Origin of the sequence: Enterococcus sp. AZ080 (assembly GCF_051714945.1) — a bacterium.
Taxonomy (GTDB): Bacteria; Bacillota; Bacilli; order Lactobacillales; family Enterococcaceae; genus Enterococcus_B; species Enterococcus_B pernyi.
On the sequence record NZ_JBIOSV010000001.1, the window covers coordinates 1,361,591 to 1,388,521 of the forward strand.

Consider the following 26,931-nt stretch of genomic DNA (forward strand, 5'->3'; position numbering starts at 1 on the left):
TCACTCTCCTAGGCCACATTATAGCAAAAAAGCACAGAGAAAGAAAAGGAAACTGGAATGGATACAATAAAAGTAATGTATATCTCTGGTTATCGCAGTTTTGAATTAGGCATATTCAAAGATAATGACCCTAAAATGACAGTTATTAAAAAAGTTTTAAAAAATGAATTGACTCAATTAGTGGAAGAAGGATTGGAATGGGTGATCATCAGCGGTAACTTAGGTGTCGAATTATGGGCAGGTGAAGTCGTCGCTGAAATGAAGACGGATTATCCAGAATTGAAGCTTGGGATCATTTATCCGTTTGCAGAGTTTGGCAATGGTTGGAATGAGAACAATCAGGAAAAGAAAAGACTGGTAGAACAGCTTTCTGACTATCGTGAGTCGGTGAGTCATCAACCCTATCAATCACCAAGTCAACTAAGGAATCATACCCAATTTATTCTACAACACACAGACGGGACCCTATTGATTTATGATCCAGAATATCCTGGAAAAACAGACTATTTTTTTAAGGATGCACAAAAATATCAAGGGAGTCATCCTTATGAGATTCGAACCGTCAGCATGGATGATTTGCAAAATTTTAGTGAATAAAATAATATAGTGTTTGATTTATCAAGTCTTTTCCGATACAATAAAAAAGTAGAAACGTTAATACGTAAATGAGAACTAGAGGTGTAAATATGGCGAATTTGATTTATAGTCCTAAAGACATTTTACAACAAGAATTCAAAACAAAAATGCGCGGATATGATCCGATCGAAGTGGACGAATTCTTAGACAATATTATCAAAGATTATGAGAATTACAGCAAACAACTCCTTGCTTTACAAGAAGAAAACGATAAATTAAGTGCAAAAGTCGCTCAATTATCGAAAAACCAAGGAGCAGCTCCAAGTCGTGCACAACAAACAGAAACTCCGAAAAGTGCGGCAGTAACAAATTTTGATATTTTAAAACGTCTATCAAATCTTGAACGTGAAGTATTTGGTAAAAAATTAGATGCACAAGCAGGAAATGTACCACCAGTAACACCTAATCCAAACAACTATACAACAACAAACGAAGATGACAACGAAGCAACACGTCAGTTTTAAGCAATGAATCGATTTGTGGTTTTCGGGTAATCGCGGTCTGGCTTTGACCAGACTGAGGAAAGTCCATGCTCGCACAGGCTGTGATGCCTGTAGTGTTCGTGCTTAGCGAAAAAATAAGCTAAGGTACTCTTTTTAGAGTAACGGCAGGAAAACAAGCTAAGGTTTCGGCTATGCTTCAGTATCCTTGAAAGTGCCACAGTGACGAAGCGAACGAGGAAACTTGTTCGGTGGAACGCGGTAAACCCCTCGAGCGAGCAACCCAAACAACGGTAGGGGCGCTTTTTGTCGGGGAATCAGAACGAGACAAAAGGGCAGTTGATCTGCAGATAGATGGTTACCGCTTTGTTTTTCTCCCTGGAAAAACAAAGTACAGAACATGGCTTATAGAAAACCACATCTTCAGGGAATAAATCGTTAGGCGAATAACAGCCTACAAAATCAGTACTAACAATAGCTTTTTCCTACGTCAAGCCTTTTCACATAGAAAAGATCGGATGTAGGGGATTTAGAAGAGGGTGTGACGGAAGCGCACAGCTCCAAGAATTAAGCAGCAACATACGAAAATAGCTTATCGTATTTTTGGGTGTTGTTGCTTATTTTCTAAGGGCTGCTTCTGCCACACCATTTGTTTGATTATAGAGGATGAAGATCATCATGCCTCTTTTTTGATTGATAAGGAGAATACAATGGATAAAAATAGAGAATTCAATTTAATAGCGACAGCGGCAAGCGGGCTAGAAGCATTAGTAGGAAAAGAACTTAGAGATCTTGGCATCGAGTGCCAAGTCGAAAATGGTCGTGCGCGTTTCAAAGGGACGATGGAAACGATTGCTACAACCAATCTATGGTTACGTACAGCAGATCGTATCAAGATCGTCGTGGGTGAATTTGATGCCCGTACGTTTGATGAATTGTTCGAGCAAGTCAAAGCGTTACCATGGGAAGATTACCTTCCATTAGACGCCTCTTTCCCGGTTGCAGGAAAATCAATCAAATCGACGCTTTATAGTACACCAGACTGTCAAGCCATCACTAAGAAAGCAATTGTTGAAAGACTACGTACGTATTATCATCGTCCGTCTACTGTGCCATTGACAGAAACCGGTGCACATTTCCAACTAGAAGTTGCTTTACTGAAAGATCATGTGTTAGTGACCCTTGATACAACTGGTCCAAGTTTGTTCAAACGCGGTTATCGCTTAGAAAAAGGTGGTGCCCCATTAAAAGAAAATATGGCAGCAGCTTTAGTGATGTTGACGAACTGGCGAAAAGATCGTCCGTTTTATGATCCCGTTTGTGGTTCAGGAACACTGTGTATCGAAGCTGCACTGATCGGTCATAATATCGCCCCTGGTTTCAATCGTGAATTTGTGTGTGAGACGTGGGATTGGTTCGATCCGGCTATCATGGAAAAAGTTCGTGCAGCAGCAGAAGAACAGGCAGATTATGATATCGAATTAGATATCACTGGGTCTGATATCAATGGTCAATTGATCGGTATCGCCAGAGCCAATGCGGAAGAGATCGGTTTAGGAGATTCCATCACTTTCCAACAACGGGCAGTGAAGGACTTCAAAATGGAAAAAGAATACGGCGTGATCGTTGCTAATCCCCCTTATGGTGAACGCTTAGGTGAAGAAGAGTCTGTTCGTCGTCTCTACAAAGAAATGGGTGAGGTCTTCCGACCATTGAAAACGTGGAGTAAGTACATCTTGACAAGTGATTTAGCATTTGAAGAATTTTACGGACAAAAAGCAACAAAAAAACGTAAATTATACAATGGTGCATTGCGCACAGATCTGTTCCAATATTGGGGAACTCGGCCACCAAGAAAAGAACGGACTGAAAACGAATAACTAGGATATAAGTATGGACACCTAAAAACCATGGTTGGGACTTTAAGACCTTTGACCCTATGATTTTTGGAGGAATTCAAAATGAATGAACAAGCAAAAAAGTATTGGAAAGAATTTTGGCAAGGTGAATTCCCTCCAACAAATGTTACGGCAGAGCAGTGGGGTTGGGAAGGGACACCGATGGCAGATGAATTGGCGGACTTGATTTTAAAGGGGATCAAAACGGCGTCATGTTCATCATACGATGAATGCCTGTATTACGATGAAGCCCCGTTGTCTAAAATCGGCAGTTATACCATTGTTTTAAATAGTAAAGACGAACCTGTAGGCATCATAAAATATACAGATATGACGGTAATGCCAATGAATGAAGTAACAGAAGAAATTGCCCGTGCTGAGGGTGAGGGTGATTTGAGCTATGATTACTGGTATAAAGTTCATAAAAAATTTTTTAGGGAGTTACTGCCCCAAATTGGAAAAGAATTTTATGAAGAGATCCCCCTTGCTGTTGAACGGTTTGAATTAATCAACGCAAAGGAAATGTCGTAAAAGTAAGTGAGCGATAACTATTGGATAAATGATAACTAGGATAAGTTGGAGGATTTTTGGATGAATGAAAAGGAATTTTTGAAAGAAGTCAAAGAAATCGATTTAATGAGTCAAGCGTTAACAGTATTGGACTGGGATATCCAAACAGGCATGCCAGAAAAATCAAGTGAAGAACGCAGTGAAGTCAACAGTTATTTATATGGGCTATATTTCTCAAAAAAAGTCGGACCGAAAATCGCAGAAGCAATCGAATACTTCTCTGCGCACCCTGACGAATTGTCTGAACTTGGAAAAACGGTTTTTGAGAAAGTCAAAGAAGACTATGAATTAGAGCATAAAGTACCGGAAGAATTGATGATTGCTTTAACTTCTGCGACTTCTAAAGCCCACACAAAATGGCAAGAATCGCGTGAATCAAAACAATTTGGTGATTTTGAATCCGCGTTATCTGAAAACATCAAGATCACAAAACAATTGATTCCATATTGGCGTAAAGAGGAGAAAACAGACTATGATGTGCTGTTGAATCAATATGAACCAGGCATGACCGTAGAGATCTTAGATCAAGTATTTGATCAAGTCAAAGAAGGTATTATGTCCATCCGTCAAGCCTTAGTCGAAAAAGGAACAGCACCGGAGACAGATTTTCTTTCACGTAAAATGACGAAGGAACAACAAAAACGTTTTGTAGTCGGTGTGATCAAACAGTTAGGATATGATTTTTCTAGAGGTCGCTTAGATGACACGATCCATCCATTTATGATCGGGATCAATCGTAATGATGTCCGCATCACGACACGTTGGAATGAAGAGGACTTCAAAATGGCAACGTTTGGAGTGATCCATGAAGCCGGACACGGGATGTATGAACAAAATATTGATGAAAAATATATGTATACACCAGTTGGTGAAGGTACTTCGATGGGCATCCATGAGTCGCAATCACTTTTCAATGAAATCATTGTCGGCAGCAACCGCAGTTTCTGGGAAAAGCAGTACCCATTCTTCCAAGAGTGTGCTGAAGGAACCTTTGATGATATTTCTTTTGATGATTTCTATCGTTCATTACAGTATACAAAAGCAAGCTTGATTCGGATCGAAGCAGACAGTTTGACGTATCCATTACACATCATTATACGTTATGAGATCGAAAAAATGATGTTCAATGAAGGGTTAGAAGTTGAGAAATTACCAGAAGTATGGAACCAAAAATATGAAGAGTATTTAGGTATCCGTCCAACAAACGATTTAGAAGGAATCTTACAAGATGTCCATTGGTCAGGTGCAAGTTTTGGTTACTTCCCATCTTATGCGTTAGGATTCATGTATGCTGCACAATTATTACATGCAATGAAAAAAGATATCGCTGTTGATGAGATTTTGGCTTCTGATGATTACTCACCGATCAAAGAGTGGATGACAGAAAAAATCCATCAGTACGGCGCATCAAGAAAACCAAATCAATTGATTCAAGAGGCGACAGGAGAAGCATTGAATCCGCAGTACTTGATCGATTTTATGCGAAAACTTTACTTTAGCGTTTATGGTGTTGAAGAAGTCTAAAAAATTCTCAAATAGAAGGTGAAAGCGGCAGTGGATAAATTAAATGAAATTGCTAACTACAGCATGGCACAATTGTCTTTGGATCGTTCAGGACATGGGGTGGACCATACGAATCGAGTAGTCGAACTTTCCCGACAAGTCCTTGAGACACTACCGCAAGCCAATCCTTTTATCACGCTGGCAGCGGCATATCTACACGATACGATCGATGATAAAGTGGTTGAAGATGAAGAGCAAGCGAAAGAAGGACTCAGAGTCTTTTTGGCAAACATCGGAGTTGCAGAATCAGAGATTCATCAAATCTTTCATATCATCGAAAATATGTCTTTTTCAAAAAGTTTGTCTGATAACGTCGAATTGTCCTTAGAAGGCAAGATCGTACAGGATGCAGATCGCTTAGAGGCGTTAGGTGCGATGGGTATCTTACGTACGGCATATTATGGAGGACATAAGGGGCATCCGATTTTTGACCCAGCCATCCAGACAATCAATTATACGAACAAACAAGATTATCGTAAAGGCTCGACAGTCATCAATCATTTTTATGAAAAATTGTTGTTATTGCCAGATCAAATGAATACGGGGTACGCGAAACAAGAAGCAAAACGACGTGAAGTGTTCATGCGTGAATTTCTAGAGGAGTTCTACAAAGAATGGTTTGTCGGCGATGATTCACTAGATGCACAAATCTGGCGTAACCGATAATTAAATAGATACGTCTGAGCCATTCGTCCTCTCGCGTCATCTAAAATCAAATAAACGGCGGGAACAGAAGGAAGTTCTTCGTAAAATAAGGCGTCATCCACAAAAAGTTGAAAAACAATTTTCGTGGATGACGCCTTATTTTTTGAGGTTAAACACTTCTGTTTCGATCTCGTCTTTCTATTTGTTTTTTCGAATTTGCTTGATCCTTAACAATGCTCGGAAGATATTCAACAAAAATAATAAAGTAGCAATTCCAATCGGTACCCAGATCAAATAGACAGAATAGCCAAGTTCTGCAGAAAGTTCTGCACTTGAAGAATGTGAAAGCTCAGAGACTGCTTGTTGCCATGTCTGTAAGTTGAAAACAAGCATAAAGCCTGCGATGATCAATAGAATAAAGCCTAAGTAATGGATCGATGTCCGCTTACGAATCAATGCAAAGACTAAATAGAGAATAAGTAAAAATGCTGGAACACCAAATACAAAATAAATATTAAGCAAAATGAATCGCCTCCTCATAATAATCATACTTCAATTGATAGGAATTTAAAAATAATTTAGTCATTACTTGCATTCTTTTCACCAATATTGCTAAGATAACTGTATTCAAAGGAGGTCTTTTTGTTTTATGGCAAGTTATATCGAGCCGATTCGTTTTGCGTTGATTGTCTTTCCTTTTCTTGCATTGGCGATTTCTGCTATCTTTTTTATTTATGAATACCGAAAGTATGGAACGTTTCTCCTAACTAGAGCGGTCATTTTATATTCATTTGTCTTTTATCTATTATGTGCTTACTTTTTAGTGATTTTACCTTTACCTACTAAGGAAGCTGTTGCGAAAATGACAGGTCCAAAAATGGAATTACACCTATTTGCGTCTTGGGAGAACTTCAGAGCGAATACAGTCCTCGTGTTGTCCGATCCGAGTACCTATTTATCTGCGATGCGACAAAGTGTTTTTTTAGAGCCATTATTCAATGTCTTTTTACTCTTACCTTTTGGCATCTATTTAAGGTATTATTTCCGACTATCCTTCGTCAAAACGGTCATTGCAAGTTTCTGTCTCTCCCTATTTTTTGAGTTGACACAATTAACCGGTCTTTACTTTATCTATCCACGTCCGTATCGATTATTCGATGTCAATGATTTACTGACCAATACATTTGGCGGAATGCTTGGCTATCTTGTGACGCCAATCTTTACGTTTATGTTGCCAACAAGAGCGAGAATGGATGAAGTATCTTATGAAAAAGGCAAGACAGTCTCTTTGACACGCCGTCTGGTTGCCTATTTGATCGATTGGTTTTTCTTATCTATTTGTACGTCGATCATCGGAGTGGTTGCCGGATTGTCGATTGGAAGTAGCGAGTTCACCTCCTATAGTTGGTGGTTGTTCGTGCAAGTCTTTCTCTATTTCATGCTTCTTCCTGTCTTTACAAATGGTCGAACACTTGGGAAAAAAATCGTCCGGATCAAGCTTGTTGAAGATGGGAGGGAACGAATCAGATTTCGTGCATTGTTCATTCGATATGCGTATCTCTATTTCTTATTTTATGGGCTAGGCTGGTTGAGCCAATTAGTTGGTCCAGTCATCAATCAAGCGACTGGTGTCACACAGATGAGTGCAGTATTCATTTTCTTATGTACCTTGGTTGCACAGTTCATCTTCGGCCTGAATCTATTCTTATCTTTTTTTCGCAAAAAGAGAGTTTTATTCTATGAGAAAGCGAGTCATACTTATACGATCAGTACGATCAAAGATAGAAAAGCCTGACCTTTTCAAGCAAAATAAGCAAATTTATGGTATAATTCCAAAGTCGTGAAAAATACAAAGAGAAGAGGTGTCGAAATGAGTCATTTTAAACAATTCAATTTTCATCCGTTTATCAACGAAGCGTTAGCAGAAAAAGGGTTCCAACAACCAACAGAAGTGCAAGAACGATTGATTCCTTTGATTTTAAAAGGGAAAAATATCATCGGACAATCACAAACTGGTTCAGGAAAAACGCATACGTTTCTTTTGCCTCTATTTCAAAAAATCAATGCCAATAAAGAAGAAGTCCAAGTGGTGATCACAGCACCAAGTCGTGAACTGGCGACGCAGATCTATGAAGCTGCTATTCAAATCGCTAAGTTTTCCGATCCGGAGATTCGCGTATCGAATTTTGTCGGCGGAACAGACAAACAACGTCAATTAAATCGCTTGAATCACCAACAACCGCAAATCGTTGTCGGTACACCAGGGCGTATCCTTGACATGATGAATGAGCAAGCTTTAAAGATCCATACAGCCTTTGCGTTCATCGTGGATGAAGCAGATATGACCTTAGATATGGGATTCTTGAATGAAGTTGATCAAATCGCTAGCCGCTTGCCAGAAAAATTACAATTTTTAGTTTTCTCAGCAACGATTCCAGAAAAACTACGCCCATTCTTGCGTAAATATATGGAAAATCCAATCATCGAAGAAATCAAACCAAAAGCAGTGATCTCAGAAGATATCGAGAATTGGTTAGTTTCAACAAAAGGAAAGGATAAGAATCAAACGATCTATCAATTATTGACGATCGGGCATCCTTATTTAGCAATTGTCTTTGCAAATACGAAACAACATGTAGACGAAATCGCTGATTACTTGAAAAACCAAGGCTTGAAAGTAGCGAAGATCCATGGAGATATCACTCCTCGTGAGCGTAAGCGTGTGATGCGTCAAGTGCAAAACTTAGAGTATCAATATGTAGTTGCGACAGACTTAGCTGCTCGTGGTATCGATATCGAAGGCGTTTCTCATGTCATCAATGCGGAGGTTCCAGAAGATCTAGATTTCTTTATCCACCGTGTCGGTCGTACTGGTAGAAATGGCTTAAAAGGAACCGCGATCACTTTATATGCACCAAGTGATGAGCCATTGATCGAAGGCATCGAAAAAATCGGTATTGTTTTTGAGCCAATGGAAATCAAAAATGGTGAAATCGTTAAAACCTATGACCGTAACCGTCGGACGAAACGTGAAAAATCAAAAGATAGTCTTGACCCAACGCTGATTGGTTTAGTCAAAAAGAAAAAGAAAAAAATCAAACCTGGTTACAAGAAAAAAATCGACTGGGCGATTGCGGAGAAAAATAAAAAAGACCGCAAGATCGAAAGACGTCAACAAACGCGTACAGCCAGAAAAAATAAAAAGAATTCCAACCAATAAGAGCAGTCATGAGCGAATCACGCTGCCCTTGACTTTTAGCCCCAAAAACCTAAATAGGAAATCTATTTTGGGTTTTGGGGCTGATTTTTTTGATTAAACAGTTGATATTAGGAGAGCTGTTTTCGCATCTGTTGACAAAGAATGCCGTCTTCGATCAGTGGGTCTGAAAAACTCTGATAGCCCTGCTTTTCGTAGAAAGGAACGGCGGGAATTTCTGCAATCAAATAAATTTCTTTGAATGCTTCATTTAGTGCTCGCTTTTCTGCCAATTGAAGCATTTCTCTGCCAATCCCACGTTTGCGCCAATCTTTTGCGACACAAAAACGATCAAATTGGATTTGTTCGTCACTTTGTTTTTGGTAACGTAAGGTAGCAATTGGCTGTTCGTTATGGATCATGACAAGGTTTGGGTAATAGGCATCCTTACCGTCAAATTCTAAATGAGCAGGTATTTCTTGCTCTAACACGAATACGTCATAACGTAAAACGTAACTGCTGGCTTTTATCCATTCTTCGGTTCCAAAATACGTTTCCATTGTTTTGCCTCCCTAGGGTTCTTTCCTGATTATAGCAAGGAAAACGTAGACCGCAAACAATGAAAAATCAAAAAGTAGGATTGACAGCATCGCTAAGAATACGTATACTGATAAAGTACAAAAAGGACATAGTTTGTTTTAGACTGACTCACAGAAAATTCTTTCTCGGCTGAAAAAAGAATAGTCACTGTTCAAACTGCTCCCTTTTTCAATTTGATAGAAATATCAACGCGACTCAGCGTTAACGAGTTTAAGAGGTAATGAGTAAACATCATTGCAATCAAGGTGGTACCGCGAGTTTTCGTCCTTGGCTGTAATGGTGTTTTTTGTCGTTTATTATGTAGAAAGAAGGTAAAACAATGAAAAAATTAAGCAGTGCAGAAGTACGTCAAATGTTTTTAGACTTTTTCCAAGAAAAAGGACATACGATCGAACCTAGTGCTTCACTAGTACCGGTCAATGATCCAACCTTATTATGGATCAACTCAGGAGTGGCGACACTAAAGAAATATTTTGATGGATCTGTTGTACCAGACAATCCAAGAATCACGAATGCGCAAAAATCGATTCGTACGAACGACATCGAAAATGTAGGGAAAACTGCACGTCATCATACGATGTTTGAAATGTTAGGGAACTTCTCGATCGGCGATTATTTCAAAGAAGAGGCAATCCACTGGGCATGGGAATTTTTAACAAGTCCAAAATGGATGGCGTTTGATCCTGAGAAATTATATGTCACTGTTTATCCAAAAGATACAGAAGCAAAACGTATCTGGCACGAAGAAGTAGGATTATCTCTTGACCATATCGTGGATGTAGAAGATAACTTTTGGGATATCGGTGCTGGACCATGTGGGCCAGATACAGAGATTTTTTATGATCGTGGCGAAGCCTATAATGACTTGGAAGAAGATGATCCTGAAAACTACCCTGGTGGCGAAAATGAACGTTATCTTGAAATCTGGAACTTAGTATTTTCAGAGTTCAACCACAAACCAGATAATACGTTTGAACCTCTTCCACATAAAAACATTGATACGGGCATGGGCTTGGAACGAATGGTTTCAATCGTTCAAGATGCACCAACCAACTTTGAAACAGATTTATTTATGCCGATCATCCATGCAGTTGAGCAATTGAGCAACAAAGTAAAATACGGTGAGGATGCCTTAACTGATATTTCATATAAAGTAATCGCTGACCATATCCGAGCATTATCCTTTGCAATCGGTGACGGGGCATTGCCTTCAAATGAAGGTCGTGGCTATGTCTTGCGTCGTTTGTTACGTCGAGCAGTCATGCACGGGAAAAAATTAGGGATCGAGCAAGCTTTCTTATACCGTTTAGTGCCTGTTGTTGGCGAAATCATGGAGAGCTACTACCCTGAAGTTTTGGAACAAAAAGAATTCATCGAAAAAGTCGTTCGTATGGAAGAAGAACGTTTCAATGAAACGATCAACGAAGGGCTTGAGATCTTGAACCAAGTGATCAAAGAGGTAAAACAAGCAAACGGAACAACGCTTGCCGGAAAAGATATCTTTAAACTTTACGATACGTATGGATTCCCAGTTGAATTGACAGAAGAAGTGGCGGAAGATGAAGGATTGAATGTCGATCACGCAGGCTTTGAAACAGAAATGCAGGCGCAACGTGATCGCGCGCGTGCGGCTCGTAATACAGAAACATCTATGGGTGTTCAATCTGCTTTATTGACAGATATCAAAGTAGATAGCACATTCATCGGTTATGACCATATTGAATCTGACAGTGAATTACTAGTGATCGTCCAAGACGAAACAATCGTCAGTGAACTATCAGATGGGGAAGCGCAATTGATCTTTGATCAAACACCATTTTATGCTGAAATGGGTGGACAAGTAGCCGATCAAGGTTGGATCATTGATGCCTCTGGTGAAACAGTAGCAAATGTGACTGATGTTCGTAAAGCACCAAATGGACAATTCTTGCATAAAGTAGAAGTCCTTTCTGAGATCAAAGAAGGAAACACCTATCATTTATTGATTGATGAACCAAGACGTAACCGAATCATCAAAAACCATACGGCTACTCACTTATTGCACAAAGCATTAAAAGAAGTATTAGGCGATCATGCCAACCAAGCAGGTTCATTGGTTGCACCAGGTCATTTGCGTTTTGACTTCACACATTTTGGTCAAATCACAAGTGAAGAATTAGCGAAAATGGAACAAATCGTAAACGAAAAAATCTGGGAAGCCATTCCTGTTGAAACGATCGAAACAGACATCGATACAGCGAAAAATATGGGCGCAATGGCATTGTTTGGCGAAAAATATGGCAACGAAGTCCGCGTGGTCAATATCGGCGGTTGGTCGATCGAGTTATGTGGTGGTACGCATGTTGGTAATACCGAAAACATCGGAATCTTTAAAATCGTTTCTGAATCAGGGATCGGTGCAGGGGTTCGTCGGATCGAAGCGGTGACAAGTAAAGAAGCTTATGAATTGTTGGAAAGCGAAGAACAACAACTAAAAGAAGTTGCGGCAATCGTGAAATCACCACAATTGAAAGAAGTCGTAGTTAAAGCAGAACAATTGCAACAACAATTAAGAGAACTACAAAAAGAAAATGAACAATTGGCAAGTAAGTTAGCCAACCAACAAGCAGGAGATATTTTCAAAAATGCAGAGACGATCAATGGTAAAACGATCATCACTGCACAAGTTAAAGTAAAAGACATAAATCAATTACGTCAATTAGCCGATCAATGGAAACAAAAAGCAGTTTCAGATATTCTTGTCTTGGCAAACGAACAAGAAGGTAAAGTCAGCTTGTTAGCAGCAATGACGCCTGAAGCAAATGAAGCAGGTTTAAAAGCTGGCGATTTGATCAAAGCAATCGCACCGAAAGTTGGCGGTGGTGGCGGTGGTCGTCCAGATATGGCGCAAGCAGGTGGAAAAAACCCAGCTGGTATCTCAGACGCATTGACAGAAGCAAAAACATGGTTAGAAAATAAATAGAAGCAAGCGTAGTTTTTTACTACAAATAAATGGCAAGCGAGTTTGGGATGATTTCCCAAGCTCGTTGCTTTATTTTCATTGGCTCAACGGTTGTTGATATGTACAAATTTATTGACAAATCAACAAAACGCTATAGGATTAGAGTAAAGCAAACAGGGGGAGATTCAATGAATAGCAAAAATAAAACATTTCGGTTAGTACTTCGTGCCATTTTGTTAGCCATCATTATCGTTCAATCAATGATTCCATGGTTAGGCTTTATCCCATTAGGTTTTATTAGCTTGACGATCATCCATATCACAGTAATCGTAGCGGCCGTAGTATTAGGACCGAAAGATGGCATGTTGATCGGCTTGTTCTGGGGAATTGCGACGATCATCCGAGCCTACGCGATGCCAACTACACCGTTCGATACATTGGTTTTTACCAATCCAATCATCTCAGTTGTACCCAGAGTTTTAGTGGGACTAGTGGCTGGCTTAGTATTCCATTGGTTGTATAAGCGTTCCTCTACGATCGTCGTACCGGCTGTTGTAGCTGGGATTCTAGGCTCTCTAGTCAATACGATCCTTGTTTTAGGATTTATGGGCTTATTTTATACGAATGCCACAGCTCAAGCTTATGGTGTCGATGCTTCGGTCTTGTTCAAGACACTTGCTGGGATTGCTGCAATCAATGGGATTCCAGAAGCTATCGGCGCGGGGATCATCACACCATTACTCGCCAAAGCATTATTTGCAGCAACACCTTTAAAACCTGAATGATATAAGACCAGCAATCACAGATAAAAGGAGTCACAAATTTGGCAAAGAAACAAGAAACACTAACAGCAAAAGAACGAACAAAAAAAGCATTGATGGCAGGAGTATGGGGACTGTTAACTAATGTGATCCTATTCGTTGCGAAATTGATGATCGGACTACTCTCTGGAAGTGTGTCGATCATGGCGGATGCCATCAACAGTTTGTCGGATACCGCTTCTTCTGTTTTGACTTTGGTTGGCTTCAAAATCGCGGCAAAACCAGCAGATCCGGAACATCCTTATGGACACGAACGTTTTGAATATATTAGTGGACTATTCGTATCTCTCATCATCACGTATGTCGGATTCCAGTTCTTACACTCCTCAATTGAAAAAATCATCGATCCGGAAAATATTGCCTTATCACCGATCATCTTTTTAGTTTTAGTCTTTTCGATTGCTTTAAAAGTTATTCAGGGACGTATGTACAAGAAAACCGCAAAAATGATCGATTCGGAAACGTTACATGCCACTGCCAAAGACAGTTATAATGATGTATATACGACCTTTGCTGTTTTACTCTCAGCTTCTGTCGAATGGTTGACAGAGTGGCGCGTGGATGGCTATATTGGCTTCTTGTTAGCACTTTACATTTTGTACAGCGGCGTAATGATGTTAAGAGAATTCGTATATGAATTATTAGGGAGCCGTCCTACTGTTGAACAGATCCAGGCGATGGAGGAGCAGCTAAATGGCTATACAAAAATACTCGGTTATCATGACTTGTTAGTGCATAATTACGGACCAAATCAACGTTTTGCTTCAGTTCACGTGGAAGTCGATGATCGGCTAGATTTGAATGAAGCACACAAGATCATGGACATTATCGAAAAGGATTTTAAACGATCATTAGGTGTAGAATTAGTCTGTCATCTAGATCCTGTACCAGTCAACAATGAGAATTATCAAGAGATTCTTAATGAGTTGAAAAAAATCATCAATGAGACAGCAGAAGGTCTGAAAATCCATGATTTCCGCATGATCCATAAAGGACAGATCCTACAATTTGATGTCGTTGTCCCTGAAGGTACGCGATTGTCTGACGAGGAATTAGAACGAATGATGCGTATCCAAATAGAAAAGAGAGTCGGGCAGTATCAATTAGATATCACCTTTGATCATAATTATTTACTTTTCTAAATTGTTGACAAAAAATAATACGCGATGTTTAAATATCTATACGACCTATCTGTCGCGATGAGATTTTGACTAAACTTAAAATAAGCAAAAAACCCGATTATTTAAGATTTCAGGTTTTTTGCTTATTTTAAAACAAATCTTTTAGCCTTTCATTTTGGTTATTAGAAATACTATAATGGATGACAGTAGACTTTTACGTTATATTGTTCTGAAAGACGTATGTGTTTTCTAGGACAAAATAGGATAACCAAAACAGACAATGGCTGCTTCTTCGTTGTACCTACAAATGTTTGACTGAACCTAGATGAAAGTTTTCGCGGATTTGTTCGTCACGCTAAATCGAATTTTGATGGTGAAAGAATCAGAAGAGGCAACTTCTCGTCGGATTTAGACATGGTCAAATAGTACATCCGAGGGATAATAAAAGGAAGTGAAAAATTTGGCAGAAAACTAAAAACGAATCCTCTTTTGGAACAGACTTCAATGATAGCTTTTATATCTTATCATGACCCATAAAGACAGCGTTGATAAAATAAACAGAATGATCGATACATATATGGATAGTCAGACTTTTTCAGAAAATACCTTGGAGATTATGAGGTCATGTTAGCTGAATTCGGCGTATGTTAATAGTTGACCAAAATAAAGCAGTCAAAAATTTTGTCGGAATCTAGCTATTAGGACTTATTTATTCTAATCGATAACTGGAAACAATAAACATTTATTTTGCCCTTACAATCTTTGAGTTAGTCCAAATAACAGCGACATAAAATTCTGAATATTTAGCAAATGTTTGAAAGAATCGTGTCTCAACATTTGTTGATCTATTATTATGAATATGTTCTTTTATAGACCGAGACAAAAGAAGAAGTTGACCGTATAAAGTGCTTGCAAATCAAGGTACGATTACTAATTGCTTTGTTCCAATATTTTATAAAAATTTTTGTAAAGCTTGTCTAGCTAGATTATCAGCGCCTTTATTTTTACTTTCAGGTACCCACTGAAGGATCAACATTGAAAAATCTTTTAATAGACTTTGTATTTTTTCTAAATAAGGTAAAAAATCTTTGTTGTTCGTATGATTTTTATCGATAGTTGATACAAGTACTTTACTATCGGAATAGCAGAGAATGATTTCTTCGGTCATCTGTCTATTCTTTAGAATTTCTAAAGTTTTTAAAAAGACTTCAAACTCGGCTTGATGGTTTGAACCAAAGGACAAAGGGATAGACAACTGTTCTTGTTGTTGATCAGCGATTATTAATATTCCTCCACCACTAGGTCCAGGGTTGCCTTTTGTTGATGCGTCAATGTATACTTTTAACATAAGGAAAAACACGCCCTTCAAAAATTGTCGGTTTGACTTATTATACCACTACAGATAAAGACACGAGGTTGAAGAATGAAAAAAAATATTCGCTGGCAGCCCGAAACGGCACAGTCGATCATTTATTGGTCATCAACATTTATTCTATTATTTTTGAGTTTGATTTTATCGTTAGAAAATACAAGGCCTTATTGGAAAAGTAATATTTTAATGGGAATTTTCTTTATTTTTCTTTTGCTAGGATTTCGACGCTCACTAGTTTTAAAGAAAGAGGCAATAAAAATAAAATATGCTGCTTTTTGGAGAGATCGCGACATACCTATCAATGAAATCAAGGAAGTCCACGTACAAAAACGTAAAGTATCTTTATCTCTTGTAAAAGGCAAAGAGCCATTCGTGATTTTCGTCAATCAGAAGGCACAAGGAAAATTGCTTGATCACTTGAAACATCCACATAAACAAACGATCAACACTTCTTCACTGTTAAAGAATACGAATGATTTAGTTGAGTAAAAAATAACAATAGAGACTTTAGCTATTTTTAACTGCACAGAGAGTCGTCTATAATAATAAAAAAGCTATTCCGAAAAACACCGGAATAGCTTATTTTGTTTGATTGGACTAAGCTTGATCATTGATCTTTTTGACATGGGCCGCCTGAATGCCTCGATTACCTTCAATGACGGTAAATTCTACCACTTGGTTTTCTTCAAGTGTTTTGAATCCTTCTTCTTCGATTGCAGTAAAATGTACGAAGATCTCTTCTGTTTCATCATAACTAATAAAGCCATATCCTTTTTTGTTATCGAACCATTTCACCATTCCTGTGGTCAAAACACTCACGACCTTTCTATGTCTGATCATAGCCTATATTATAAAGAGAATTAATAGGTACGTCAAATAAATTAAAAGTCAGTTTTTTTTGTTTTTTTTTACAAGGAAAACAGGTATAATGGATTTAACTTAACAAAATATAATTATTTTTATATATAGTTCGTGAAAAGGGGCGTTTTAATGAAGAATGATTTAGAAATTTCACAAGAAACACAGCTAAAACCGATAGTTAGAGTTGCGGATAGCATTGGAATCAATGAAGATGATTTGGAATTATATGGAAAATACAAAGCAAAAATAAACTTTACCGTAATAAATGATTTTTCGGAAAAAGAGGATGGTCGCCTCATATTGGTAACTTCTATCAATCCAACACCAGCGGGAGAAGGAAAATCAACAGTTACAGTCGGATTAGGTGACGCGTTGAACCAAATAGACAAAAAAGCAGTGATTGCATTGCGTGAGCCCTCATTAGGTCCGGTTATGGGAATCAAGGGCGGAGCGACAGGAGGTGGCTACGCACAAGTATTACCAATGGAAGATATCAATTTGCATTTTACTGGCGATATGCATGCCATCACTTCTGCAAACAATGCATTGTCAACTCTATTAGATAATCATATCCATCAAGGAAATGAGCTGGGGATCGATCCTCGACGTGTCATTTGGAAACGTGTGGTGGATTTAAACGACCGAGCATTGCGAAATGTGATCGTTGGGCTGGGCGGACCGATGCAAGGGGTACCAAGAGAAGATGGATTCGACATTACTGTGGCTAGTGAAATCATGGCAATTTTGTGTTTAGCTGCTGATTTAGATGATTTAAAAGCTCGGTTAGCACGAATCGTGATTGGCTACACCTATGATCGTCGCCCTGTAACAGCAGGGGATCTAAAAGCAGAGGGTTCCCTTGCTTTGTTATTAAAAGATGCAATTAAACCGAATCTCGTACAAACGATCTATGGTACACCAGCATTTATCCATGGTGGACCATTTGCAAATATTGCTCATGGCTGTAATAGTGTACTAGCAACTAAAACTGCTTTGAAAATTGCGGATTATGTAGTGACTGAAGCTGGTTTTGGTGCTGATTTAGGAGGAGAAAAATTCCTAGATATCAAAGTTCCTAATTTGCAGAAAGCACCAGATGCGATTGTGATCGTAGCAACTGTCCGTGCGTTAAAAATGCACGGGGGATTGGATAAGGCAGAATTACAAAATGAAAATCTCAAGGCGTTGCAAACTGGATATGCGAACTTAAAACGGCATATTCGTAATATGAAAAGTTACCAGATTCCAGTGATCGTCGCAATCAATGAGTTTGTGACTGATACAGACGCTGAATTAGAATTACTGAAAGAATTGTGTGAAAAAGAAGGAGTCGTAGCAAAACGCGCAAGTGTTTGGGAAAATGGTGCGGAAGGTGGCGTGGACTTAGCAAAGGCAGTCGTAGAATTGATCGATACAGAAAGCGCGGATTACGTTCCATTGTACCAATCCAGTGATCCGATCAAAACAAAAGTCCAAGCGGTTGTTCAAAAAATCTACGGTGGCAAAGAAGTCTCTTTTAGTAAAAAAGCAGAAAATCAAATCATTGAATTTGAGAAAAATGGTTGGTCTGACTTACCGGTTTGTATGGCAAAAACCCAGTTCTCTTTTTCTGATGATCCAACATTATTAGGTGCACCAGAGGATTTCACAATCACGATCCGTGAATTTGTACCTAAGTTAGGTGCCGGATTTTTAGTCGCTTTGACAGGCGAAGTGATGACGATGCCTGGATTACCAAAAAAACCAGCCGCCTTGAATATGAACGTAACGAATCAAGGAGAAGTAATCGGTTTATTCTAATCGAAAAATTAAAAATTTGAAGTAGTCTTAACTAGACCTTTTCAATATGAAAGTGCATAATCTAAAAAATAGAGCAACTATTTTCTTGCTCTTTGTCAATCAGGATTAATGCGTTGAAAAAAATCAAATCTGGATCAGAATGAACCTCATTCTGGTTCAGATTTTTTGTTATCTCACTTTAATTAATTGATTTAATAGATTCTATTTTTCATGTGGACAAACAGTTTAAATCCTTAAGATAATCGCTTTATTGTCTTTACGTGGGCATTCTTCGCTTCTATATTTTAATTAGAGTAAGGATAGATCATCTCATTGGTGATGCCTTCTACTGATTCATAAAAAAGAGCACACCTCTTTTTTGGAATGTTGAAACCCCAATCAATCAAGCATCATTACTTCAGTAAGAAATGGGTATTTATTTAGGTGCTCGGAAACTGTTGTATGTTTCATATTCACGCGGAAATGATTGCACGTTTTTTTAGTAGAAAGCGCCAGTTCTTGTTCAGTTTTTCTGCATAGCACGTATAGGCAACTCACTGAAAGCTTGAATCTATATTTGACAATATGACATCGATCAATCACTTCACTTGTATTTGGCAGAACACATTTGGCGGGCTGTAAGTAGTCGGGGTGCATGTCGGCGACTAAGAAGGATATTTCTTTCGATAATCTCAGTATATTTTGTAATGATTTCCTTCTATTAGAGCTTATTATGTTTTTTTATCTCTAAAATGAAAATGGGACTGAAGAATTAATTCTACTTATTCAGTTCAAAAATTTTAAAAGAAATAATGCTTTTCCTGTATTTTTATTATCACTAATCTTCATTTTCTTTCTTTTGAAGCAATATATATTTTACATTTAGTAAGATATAGTTTACAATCAGGATGACTGTGAAGAATGGAGGTTAACCATCAAGTTGAAAAACATCCGAATGAAACTCGCGCGTTTAGCAAATGATTTAAGCCAAGAAGAATTGGCCCAACGTGTAGGAGTGACAAGGCAAACGATTGGATTGATTGAAGCAGGGAAGTATAATCCCACACTCAAGTTGTGTCAGGCCATCTGCCATGAATTAAATCAAACATTAGATGATCTATTTTGGGAGGATAAAGATGAAAAAGAATAAACTTAAAGATGAACGTATCGTACAGGTCAATAATCAAATACAAAGTGAAGCCTTTTTGTTATTATTGGTATTATTAGGGACTTCGATCTTTGTAAAAAGTTATTTGTTGGAGCAACCAGTTTCTGAAGTGTTTACCGAATTATTGTTGCTAGGAGTAGCGTTCATCTATTTATTGATCCGTGGCTCACTGATTGGTCACGAGCTTATCGATCAATCCAAACATGCAAAGAAATTACGAGTGTTAGCAGTCATTGTTGGAAGTGTATTCGTTTCTGCAGTTACTGGGGTGAGAAATTATAGCTTATATCATGAGTTATACACTGGTTATTTCGATCCTCATTTTTTAGCGATTTTAGGGATTACATTTATATCTTCGGCTTTATTTATGTCTGCCTTAGTGTTTTTGGTTTCTTCTGTCAATCGATTTGGGCAGAAAAGACTGGAAAGTAAATTAGAGGATGAAAATGAGGAAAAATGATTGCTGAAAAAGATGATATAAGGATCGATCCATTAGGGATAACAGAGATTCCGCTTGTGTTTTGATAGAGACTAACGCATAATAGGAGGAGCGAAAATGGAAGTGAATGTTACTAGAGATACGGGATTTTACGGAATGGGTAGTCCAATCACATTACGGGTGGATGATCGGAAAATCAGTTTGGGGCAAAACCAATCTGTTACTCTAGATGTAGACGCCCCGTTTCAGATGCAAGTCACCTTTTTTTGGCTCAAAAGTCCAGTCTATACGATAACAGAACCAACTAAAAACTATCGGATTACGATGAATTTATTGCTATTACAGTTATATCCCGTACTTTTCTTATTTACAGGGATCAGTGCTGTTGCTATTCAAAGTATCCTTTATAGTTTACTGATCGTCGTCGTAATGATTGGTTTCTTTCTATTTATAAAAAATAAAGCATATGTCATCAAGGAGGCTAGTGATGAAGAATTCTGATCTTTTTTTGAGTAGCTTTAATCGGATCGAAAAATGGATGCAAGAAGAGATGGGGAATCCACGAAATATGGGGTTCACTGAACTCGTTCGTCGTTTAGCACAAAAGCAACACCAAAGTATCAAAAAATATGAGGATGACTTACTACAGTTGGCTCAATTACGTAATGCGATCGTGCATGATCGGATCGCCGTCGATTTTATTATCGCTGAACCTAATGAATGGGCGACGAAGCGTATCCAAAGAATCGAGCAAGAACTGATTCGTCCAGAAACAGTGTTACCGCGTTTCGCAAAGCATGTAACTGGGTTTGAATGGGACATCCCATTACCTAGTTTGTTGGAGACTGTTGCTCAAAAGCGTTATTCTCAGTTCCCGCTTTATCATAAAGGAACATTCAAAGGATTAGTGACGTTGCGGATGTTAGGTTTTTGGTTAGCCAAAGAAAGTCATCATGGTGTGATCGATCTTCAAGGAAAAATAGCTGCCGATCTGATCACTCAAGATGGTAAGTACACCAATTATCATTTTGTATCCGCTCAGACAACGATTGCTGAAGTAGAAAAAATGTTTGGCGAGCAGGGTACGCTTGAGGCTGTGTTGATCACCAAAAACGGCGACCCTAACGGAAATTTATTAGGGATCATCAGACCAAGAGATATTTATCATGAAGTAGAAAAGGAATGATTGTTTGTTAGCGATATATTGGATTATAAGTGCGTTGATCATCGGCTTAGATCAATGGGTAAAATGGTTGATCGTCGATAACTTTGCTTTAGGAGAAACGAAATCAGTGATTCCAGGGATCTTGTCCTTGAATCATATCCGTAATTTCGGAGCAGCTTGGAGTTTACTAGAAGGAAAAATGTGGTTTTTTACTGTCGTGACGATCATTGCAGTTGTAGTGATCTTGACGTTGATGATCAAAAATCGTAGCAACGGAAATCGTTGGTTCATGATCGGTCTGACATTGATTCTAGCTGGAGCAATCGGTAACTTTATCGATCGTGTCCGTTTAGGGTATGTGATCGATATGTTCCAAACTGATTTCGTGAATTTCCCGATTTTTAATGTGGCAGACATTTCTCTAGTGATCGGTGTGATCTGCGTATTGATTTATATTATTTTAGATGAAAAGGAACAACGAAAAAAATGACACAATTAAAAGCAACTATCAAAGAAGAAAAAGGACGGATCGATAAAGTTCTGACAGCATTATTTGCGGATCATAGTCGTTCACAAGTTCAACAATGGTTGAAAGACGGTGCCGTTTCCGTAAATGGGGAACCAGTAAAAGCGAATTACAAAGTAAAATCGGCTGATGCAATCGTCGTGGAAGTACCAGAGCCTGAAGAACTTGAGATCGTAGCAGAAGACTTACCAATAGAAATCGTCTATGAAGATGACGACGTAGCTGTGGTCAATAAACCACAAGGCATGGTCGTTCATCCTTCTGCTGGTCATGCCCAAGGAACACTAGTCAATGCGTTGATGTACCATATGAAAAATCTATCATCGATCAATGGCGTGATCCGTCCAGGGATCGTCCATCGAATCGATAAAGACACGTCTGGATTATTGATGATCGCCAAAAATGATCAAGCCCATGAAGCGTTGGCGCAGCAATTGAAAGATAAAACTTCCCTAAGAAAATATATTGCTTTAGTCCATGGCGTTATTCCTCATGAAAAAGGGACGATCAATGCACCTATCGGGCGCTCAAAAGTCGATCGAAAAATGCAAGCGATCCGCGAAGATGGAAAACCAGCTGTGACGCATTTTACTGTACTAGAACGTTTTGAGAATTTCACTTTAGTAGAGTTACAATTAGAAACAGGGCGTACGCATCAGATCCGTGTGCATATGAAGTATATTGGTTATCCTTTAGCAGGTGATCCCGTATATGGACCAAAGAAAACCCTCAAAGGCAATGGCCAATTTTTACATGCGAAATTATTAGGTTTCACTCATCCTCAAACGAATGAACGAATGACCTTTGAGGCACCATTGCCAGAAGTTTTTGAAAAAACTTTAGAGAAGTTGAGAAAAGATATTGCTTTTTAAAGTACTTAACGGTATAGTAATAAACAATAAAAGAAAAACTTAATAGCAGTCCTTTAAGTTTAGTCCCGTGAGGCTAAGAAGGGTGTGAGTAAGAATTCCTGTGGTGCGCCATAGCGAGACTTGCTCAATGACGTCGCATACACAAAGCGACCGGTGTGGTAGTATACACTCAGTCTAAACATTCCTCCTGTCCTCTTAGGGCAGGAGTTTTTTTGTGTAAAAAATGGAGGGGGAAAAATGATGCAAGCAAAAGAAGTAGTGGATCAAGTAACGATGAAACGAGCGCTAACACGTATCACTTACGAAATCATCGAAAGAAATCAAAGTATCGAAGAGATCGTCTTAGTCGGAATCAAAACGAGAGGGATCTACATCGCTGCTCGAATTGCCGAACGTCTGAAACAACTCGAAAATATCGAAGTACCTGTAGGAGAACTTGATATCACATTGTACCGTGACGATAAAAAAGAGATCGCTCAAGAACCAGAATTGCATTCTTCAGATATTCCAGTCAGTTTAGAAGGAAAAGAAGTTATCTTGATCGATGATGTGTTATACACAGGACGGACGATCCGCGCTGCAATGGATGCAGTCATGGACTTTGGTCGTCCAAGAAAAATCTCACTAGCAGTTCTAGTTGATCGGGGACACCGAGAATTACCGATCCGCGCAGATTACGTAGGAAAAAATATCCCTACAGCAAAAAAAGAAGAAATCTTAGTAGAGATGCAAGAATTAGATGGACAAGATCGCATCATGATCTTAAACGAGGAAAAGTAGAGGAGTAAGGCAAGATGGCAGAAGAAAAAAAGTTCCACAACGATAGTGTGGTATTAGACATCCATGATCGACCAACCATTGGACACTGGGTGGGTTTAAGTTTACAGCATTTATTCACGATGTTCGGTGCAACTGTCTTAGTACCGATCTTAGTCGGAATCGACCCTGGGATTGCCTTGGTCAGTTCAGGATTAGGAACGATCGTTTACTTGATTACAACAAAAGGGAAGATTCCAGCATATCTAGGCAGTAGCTTTGCGTTCATCGCCGCTATGCAGATGTTGATGAAAACCGACGGCTTCCCGGCGATCGCACAAGGCGCGATGACAACAGCACTTGTCTATCTGATCGTTGCGTTGATCATCAAGAAAATCGGTTCGGCTTGGTTAGACAAAATCTTGCCACCGATCGTGGTTGGCCCAGTCATCATGGTCATCGGTTTAGGTTTAGCTGCCAACGCAGCAAACAACGCGATGTTCAATCAAGACCATTACGATTTCAAATATCTATCAGTTGCGTTGATCACTTTAGGATTGACGATTTTCTTCAATATGTTCTTACGCGGGTTTCTAGGATTATTACCGATCTTGCTTGGCATCATCTCTGGTTACATCGTGGCTTTGCTTTTCGGGATCGTTGACACCCAACCAATCATCGATGCGCCATGGTTCGCGCTGCCTAACTTTGAGATTCCATTTGTGCAATATCAACCGAAGTTATATATAGGGGCAATCACTACGATGGCACCGATCGCCTTTGTCACAATGACCGAACACATCGGCCATTTGATGGTCTTGAACAAATTGACCAAACGAAATTTCTTTGAAGATCCAGGCTTACACCGTACATTGACAGGAGATGGCTTGGCTCAATTAGTGGCAGCTTTTGTTGGTGGGCCGCCAGTGACAAGTTATGGTGAAAATATCGGCGTCTTGGCAATCACTCGCGTACACAGCGTGTTCGTGATCGGAGGCGCAGCGGTCTTCGCAGTGATCCTTGGCTTCATTGGCAAACTAAGTGCTTTGATATTAAGTATTCCTGGCCCAGTCATTTCAGGTATCAGTTTCATCCTATTCGGAGTGATTGCGGCAAGTGGGATGAAAATCTTAGTCGAAAACAAAATCGATTTTGATAAAAAGAAAAATCTATTGATTGCTTCAGTCATCTTAGTCGTAGGTATCGGGGGATTAGTCCTAGAAGTCGGGACATTCACTTTATCTGCCATGGCACTAGCAACAGTTTTAGGAATCATTTTAAATCTTATCTTACCAGAAACTTCACGCAGCGAAGAAAATTAAGGAGGACATCGCATGATCATCAAATCAGAACGCATCAGTTTAAAACACTTATTAACGGTAGAAGCATTAACAGACCAAGAAGTAATGGGGTTGATCCGACGAGGACAAGAGTTCAAACAGGGCGCAACTTGGTCACCACAAAAATCCCAATATTTTGCAACGAACTTGTTCTTTGAAAACAGTACACGAACGCATAAAAGTTTTGATGTAGCAGAAAAGAAACTTGGTCTTGAAGTGATCGAATTTGAAGCAAGTACAAGTTCAGTTACAAAAGGTGAAACATTATACGATACCGTTCTAACGATGTCTGCACTTGGGGTGGATGTAGCTGTTATCCGTCATGGAGATGAAAACTACTATGACGAATTGATCCAAAGTAAAACGATCCAATGCTCGATCATCAATGGCGGTGACGGTAGCGGGCAACATCCAACGCAGTGCTTACTTGATTTGATGACGATCTATGAAGAATTTGGCTATTTTGAAGGCTTGAAAGTGGCGATCGTCGGAGATATCACACATTCTCGTGTCGCAAAATCGAATATGCAGATGTTGAAACGTCTTGGCGCACAGGTTTTCTTCTCAGGTCCAAGAGAATGGTATGACGATGAATTTGAAGTTTACGGTCATTACTTACCACTAGATGACTTGCTGGATCAAGTCGATGTCATGATGATGTTACGTGTGCAACATGAACGCCACGATGGAAAAGAAAGTTTTTCAAAAGAAGGCTATCATCAAGAGTACGGCTTGACAGTCGAACGCGCTAAAAAAATGCAAAAACATGCAATCATCATGCACCCGGCACCAGTCAATCGAGATGTCGAATTGGCGGATTCACTGGTTGAAGGGTTACAGTCACGGATCATTCAACAAATGAGCAATGGTGTATTTGTCAGAATGGCGATCTTAGAAGCTGTATTAAGTGGAAAAGCATAAACATAAGAGGAGGAAGAAACATGAAAACACTCATTAAAAACGGTCAAATCAATACAAAAAGAAATGAAACAACACCAGCAGAAATTTGGATCGAAGAAGGAAAGATCAAAGCAATCGGTACAGGCTTTCCTGAGGCTGAATTTGATGAAGTGTTTGATGCACAAGGGCAGTTGATCACACCTGGATTAGTGGATGTCCATGTCCATCTGAGAGAGCCTGGCTTTACTTACAAGGAAACGATCGAAGCTGGCACGAAAGCAGCTGCTCGAGGTGGGTTCACCACTGTTTGTGCGATGCCAAATCTTGACCCAGTACCTGATACAGCAGAAAAATTAAAACAAGTCTATGACATCATCAAACGTGATGCTGTCGTCAAAGTATTACAGTATGCACCGATCACTGAAAATCTTCGAAGTGAAGAACTGGTCGATCAAGAAGCATTGATCAATGAAGGCGCATTTGCTTTTACCAATGATGGTGTCGGCGTGCAAACAGCAGGCACGATGTACTTAGCGATGAAAGAAGCTGCGAAAAACAATAAAGCACTCGTTGCTCACACAGAAGATGAATCATTATTATTTGGCGGTGTGATGCACGCAGGAGAAAAAGCAGAAGAGCTAGGGTTGCCAGGTATTTTGAGTGTGACTGAGTCTTCTCAAATTGCTCGTGATCTCCTATTAGCGGAAGCAACAGGCGTTCACTATCATGTCTGCCATGTTTCAACAAAAGAAAGTGTGCGGGTGATCCGCGATGCGAAAAAAGCCGGGATTCACGTGACTGCAGAGGTTTCACCGCATCATCTGATCTTGATCGATGAAGATATCCCAGAAGATTTTGGTTTTTGGAAAATGAATCCACCGTTGAGAGGCAAAGCCGATCGCGAGGCATTGATCGAAGGCTTGCTTGATGGCACGATCGATTGTATTGCCACCGACCATGCTCCACACGGATTAGAAGAAAAAAGTCAAAGTTTCTTGCAATCACCTTTCGGGATCGTTGGAAGTGAAACAGCCTTCCAACTCGTGTATACACATTTTGTTGAAACAGGAAAATTCACACTAGAGCAAGTGATTGACTGGATGGCAGTCAAACCAGCAGCCATCTTTGGTTTGGAAGCTGGCACCTTGACGATCGGCGCACCAGCAGACTTGGCAGTTTACGATATTGCGCATTCTGCAGTAATCGATAAAAAAGATTTCTTATCAAAAGGCGAGAACACACCTTTCGTCGGTTGGGAAATCAAAGGGGAAACATTGATGACATTTGTCAACGGAAAACTTGTTTGGCATAAGGGGGAATAA

28 protein-coding genes and 1 other RNA gene are annotated in these 26,931 nt (G+C 39.3%); 24 read left to right on the forward strand and 5 right to left on the reverse strand.

All coding sequences use genetic code 11. The features are described from left to right. Window positions 1–57 precede the first annotated feature (57 nt). From IGK01_RS06395 to IGK01_RS06425, 7 genes are all read left to right on the forward strand, one after another. Window positions 58–597: a DUF1273 domain-containing protein gene (locus IGK01_RS06395; RefSeq protein WP_010735546.1), complete on the forward strand. Its 540-nt coding sequence runs from the start codon at window positions 58–60 to the stop codon at window positions 595–597. Window positions 598–686: 89 nt separating this feature from the next. Then, window positions 687–1,100: a cell division regulator GpsB gene (gene gpsB, locus IGK01_RS06400; RefSeq protein WP_023519604.1), complete on the forward strand. Its 414-nt coding sequence runs from the start codon at window positions 687–689 to the stop codon at window positions 1,098–1,100. 18 nt (window positions 1,101–1,118) lie between these two features. Next, window positions 1,119–1,489, forward strand: an RNA gene (gene rnpB / locus IGK01_RS06405) — RNase P RNA component class B. 297 nt (window positions 1,490–1,786) lie between these two features. After that, the gene (locus IGK01_RS06410; protein WP_438840582.1) at window positions 1,787–2,956 is read left to right on the forward strand and encodes a THUMP domain-containing class I SAM-dependent RNA methyltransferase; all 1,170 of its coding nucleotides are present in this window, start codon (window positions 1,787–1,789) and stop codon (window positions 2,954–2,956) included. A gap of 81 nt (window positions 2,957–3,037) precedes the next feature. Further along, window positions 3,038–3,505 carry an ASCH domain-containing protein gene (locus tag IGK01_RS06415; RefSeq protein WP_023519606.1) on the forward strand — a complete coding sequence of 156 codons (468 nt, stop codon included), beginning with the start codon at window positions 3,038–3,040 and terminating at the stop codon, window positions 3,503–3,505. Between the two features lie 60 nt (window positions 3,506–3,565). Further along, window positions 3,566–5,068 carry a carboxypeptidase M32 gene (locus IGK01_RS06420; RefSeq protein ID WP_023519607.1) on the forward strand — a complete coding sequence of 501 codons (1,503 nt, stop codon included), beginning with the start codon at window positions 3,566–3,568 and terminating at the stop codon, window positions 5,066–5,068. A 30-nt stretch (window positions 5,069–5,098) separates the two neighbouring features. Continuing rightward, window positions 5,099–5,773 carry an HD domain-containing protein gene (locus tag IGK01_RS06425; protein WP_224434709.1) on the forward strand — a complete coding sequence of 225 codons (675 nt, stop codon included), beginning with the start codon at window positions 5,099–5,101 and terminating at the stop codon, window positions 5,771–5,773. 177 nt (window positions 5,774–5,950) lie between these two features. On the opposite strand, the gene IGK01_RS06430 is transcribed toward IGK01_RS06425, so the two are convergent. After that, window positions 5,951–6,274: a hypothetical protein gene (locus IGK01_RS06430; protein WP_010735540.1), complete on the reverse strand. Its 324-nt coding sequence runs from the start codon at window positions 6,272–6,274 to the stop codon at window positions 5,951–5,953. Between the two features lie 127 nt (window positions 6,275–6,401). On the opposite strand from IGK01_RS06430, the gene IGK01_RS06435 reads away from it, so the two are divergent. Both IGK01_RS06435 and IGK01_RS06440 read left to right on the forward strand, forming a co-directional pair. Then, complete coding sequence (locus IGK01_RS06435) at window positions 6,402–7,547, forward strand: VanZ family protein (protein ID WP_438840583.1); 1,146 nt, start codon at window positions 6,402–6,404, stop codon at window positions 7,545–7,547. 75 nt (window positions 7,548–7,622) lie between these two features. After that, a complete protein-coding gene (locus tag IGK01_RS06440; RefSeq protein WP_409173912.1) occupies window positions 7,623–8,972 on the forward strand; it encodes a DEAD/DEAH box helicase in 1,350 nt (449 codons plus the stop codon). Window positions 8,973–9,079: 107 nt separating this feature from the next. On the opposite strand, the gene IGK01_RS06445 is transcribed toward IGK01_RS06440, so the two are convergent. After that, the gene (locus IGK01_RS06445; RefSeq protein WP_010735537.1) at window positions 9,080–9,508 is read right to left on the reverse strand and encodes a GNAT family N-acetyltransferase; all 429 of its coding nucleotides are present in this window, start codon (window positions 9,506–9,508) and stop codon (window positions 9,080–9,082) included. A 359-nt stretch (window positions 9,509–9,867) separates the two neighbouring features. On the opposite strand from IGK01_RS06445, the gene alaS reads away from it, so the two are divergent. From alaS to IGK01_RS06460, 3 genes are all read left to right on the forward strand, one after another. Next, window positions 9,868–12,510 carry an alanine--tRNA ligase gene (alaS, locus tag IGK01_RS06450; RefSeq protein WP_438840584.1) on the forward strand — a complete coding sequence of 881 codons (2,643 nt, stop codon included), beginning with the start codon at window positions 9,868–9,870 and terminating at the stop codon, window positions 12,508–12,510. A 167-nt stretch (window positions 12,511–12,677) separates the two neighbouring features. Beyond that, complete coding sequence (locus IGK01_RS06455) at window positions 12,678–13,274, forward strand: ECF transporter S component (RefSeq protein ID WP_065095763.1); 597 nt, start codon at window positions 12,678–12,680, stop codon at window positions 13,272–13,274. 38 nt (window positions 13,275–13,312) lie between these two features. Continuing rightward, the gene (locus IGK01_RS06460; RefSeq protein WP_010735534.1) at window positions 13,313–14,452 is read left to right on the forward strand and encodes a cation diffusion facilitator family transporter; all 1,140 of its coding nucleotides are present in this window, start codon (window positions 13,313–13,315) and stop codon (window positions 14,450–14,452) included. Between the two features lie 931 nt (window positions 14,453–15,383). On the opposite strand, the gene IGK01_RS06465 is transcribed toward IGK01_RS06460, so the two are convergent. After that, on the reverse strand, window positions 15,384–15,779 hold the full coding sequence (locus tag IGK01_RS06465; protein WP_010735533.1) for a ribonuclease HI family protein: 396 nt from the start codon (window positions 15,777–15,779) through the stop codon (window positions 15,384–15,386). 75 nt (window positions 15,780–15,854) lie between these two features. Here IGK01_RS06465 and IGK01_RS06470 point away from each other — a divergent pair, with 75 nt between their 5' ends. After that, the gene (locus IGK01_RS06470; RefSeq protein WP_010735532.1) at window positions 15,855–16,292 is read left to right on the forward strand and encodes an EbsA family protein; all 438 of its coding nucleotides are present in this window, start codon (window positions 15,855–15,857) and stop codon (window positions 16,290–16,292) included. A 108-nt stretch (window positions 16,293–16,400) separates the two neighbouring features. Here the strand turns inward: IGK01_RS06470 and IGK01_RS06475 are convergent, their stop codons facing one another. Further along, window positions 16,401–16,613 carry a cold-shock protein gene (locus tag IGK01_RS06475; RefSeq protein WP_062805278.1) on the reverse strand — a complete coding sequence of 71 codons (213 nt, stop codon included), beginning with the start codon at window positions 16,611–16,613 and terminating at the stop codon, window positions 16,401–16,403. Between the two features lie 180 nt (window positions 16,614–16,793). Between IGK01_RS06475 and IGK01_RS06480 the strand changes: the two genes are divergently transcribed. Continuing rightward, entirely contained in the window at window positions 16,794–18,464 is a 1,671-nt protein-coding gene (locus IGK01_RS06480; RefSeq protein ID WP_438840585.1) for a formate--tetrahydrofolate ligase, read from the forward strand. Between the two features lie 378 nt (window positions 18,465–18,842). On the opposite strand, the gene IGK01_RS06485 is transcribed toward IGK01_RS06480, so the two are convergent. After that, complete coding sequence (locus IGK01_RS06485; protein WP_438840586.1) at window positions 18,843–19,100, reverse strand: hypothetical protein; 258 nt, start codon at window positions 19,098–19,100, stop codon at window positions 18,843–18,845. A 298-nt stretch (window positions 19,101–19,398) separates the two neighbouring features. Between IGK01_RS06485 and IGK01_RS06490 the strand changes: the two genes are divergently transcribed. The 10 genes from IGK01_RS06490 (at window position 19,399) to IGK01_RS06535 (ending at window position 26,931) form a co-directional block, all read left to right on the forward strand. After that, a complete protein-coding gene (locus tag IGK01_RS06490; RefSeq protein ID WP_196768995.1) occupies window positions 19,399–19,593 on the forward strand; it encodes a helix-turn-helix transcriptional regulator in 195 nt (64 codons plus the stop codon). Continuing rightward, window positions 19,580–20,071 (forward strand): DUF6773 family protein, encoded by a 492-nt coding sequence (locus IGK01_RS06495; RefSeq protein WP_010735523.1) that lies wholly within the window; start codon window positions 19,580–19,582, stop codon window positions 20,069–20,071. Before IGK01_RS06490 ends, IGK01_RS06495 begins: the two co-directional genes overlap by 14 nt. 96 nt (window positions 20,072–20,167) lie before the next feature. Continuing rightward, complete coding sequence (locus IGK01_RS06500) at window positions 20,168–20,551, forward strand: hypothetical protein (protein WP_096081520.1); 384 nt, start codon at window positions 20,168–20,170, stop codon at window positions 20,549–20,551. Continuing rightward, window positions 20,538–21,236 (forward strand): CBS domain-containing protein, encoded by a 699-nt coding sequence (locus IGK01_RS06505; protein WP_023519620.1) that lies wholly within the window; start codon window positions 20,538–20,540, stop codon window positions 21,234–21,236. Before IGK01_RS06500 ends, IGK01_RS06505 begins: the two co-directional genes overlap by 14 nt. Before the next feature lie 4 nt (window positions 21,237–21,240). Further along, complete coding sequence (lspA, locus tag IGK01_RS06510; protein ID WP_010735520.1) at window positions 21,241–21,705, forward strand: signal peptidase II; 465 nt, start codon at window positions 21,241–21,243, stop codon at window positions 21,703–21,705. Beyond that, entirely contained in the window at window positions 21,702–22,613 is a 912-nt protein-coding gene (locus IGK01_RS06515; RefSeq protein ID WP_077151345.1) for an RluA family pseudouridine synthase, read from the forward strand. Before lspA ends, IGK01_RS06515 begins: the two co-directional genes overlap by 4 nt. Before the next feature lie 240 nt (window positions 22,614–22,853). Beyond that, window positions 22,854–23,393 carry a bifunctional pyr operon transcriptional regulator/uracil phosphoribosyltransferase PyrR gene (gene pyrR, locus IGK01_RS06520; RefSeq protein ID WP_029594119.1) on the forward strand — a complete coding sequence of 180 codons (540 nt, stop codon included), beginning with the start codon at window positions 22,854–22,856 and terminating at the stop codon, window positions 23,391–23,393. A gap of 14 nt (window positions 23,394–23,407) precedes the next feature. Further along, window positions 23,408–24,691, forward strand: a complete 1,284-nt coding sequence (locus IGK01_RS06525; RefSeq protein WP_010735517.1) for a solute carrier family 23 protein — start codon at window positions 23,408–23,410, stop codon at window positions 24,689–24,691. A gap of 12 nt (window positions 24,692–24,703) precedes the next feature. After that, complete coding sequence (locus tag IGK01_RS06530) at window positions 24,704–25,630, forward strand: aspartate carbamoyltransferase catalytic subunit (RefSeq protein WP_023519624.1); 927 nt, start codon at window positions 24,704–24,706, stop codon at window positions 25,628–25,630. A gap of 20 nt (window positions 25,631–25,650) precedes the next feature. Beyond that, on the forward strand, window positions 25,651–26,931 hold the full coding sequence (locus IGK01_RS06535) for a dihydroorotase (protein WP_349519410.1): 1,281 nt from the start codon (window positions 25,651–25,653) through the stop codon (window positions 26,929–26,931).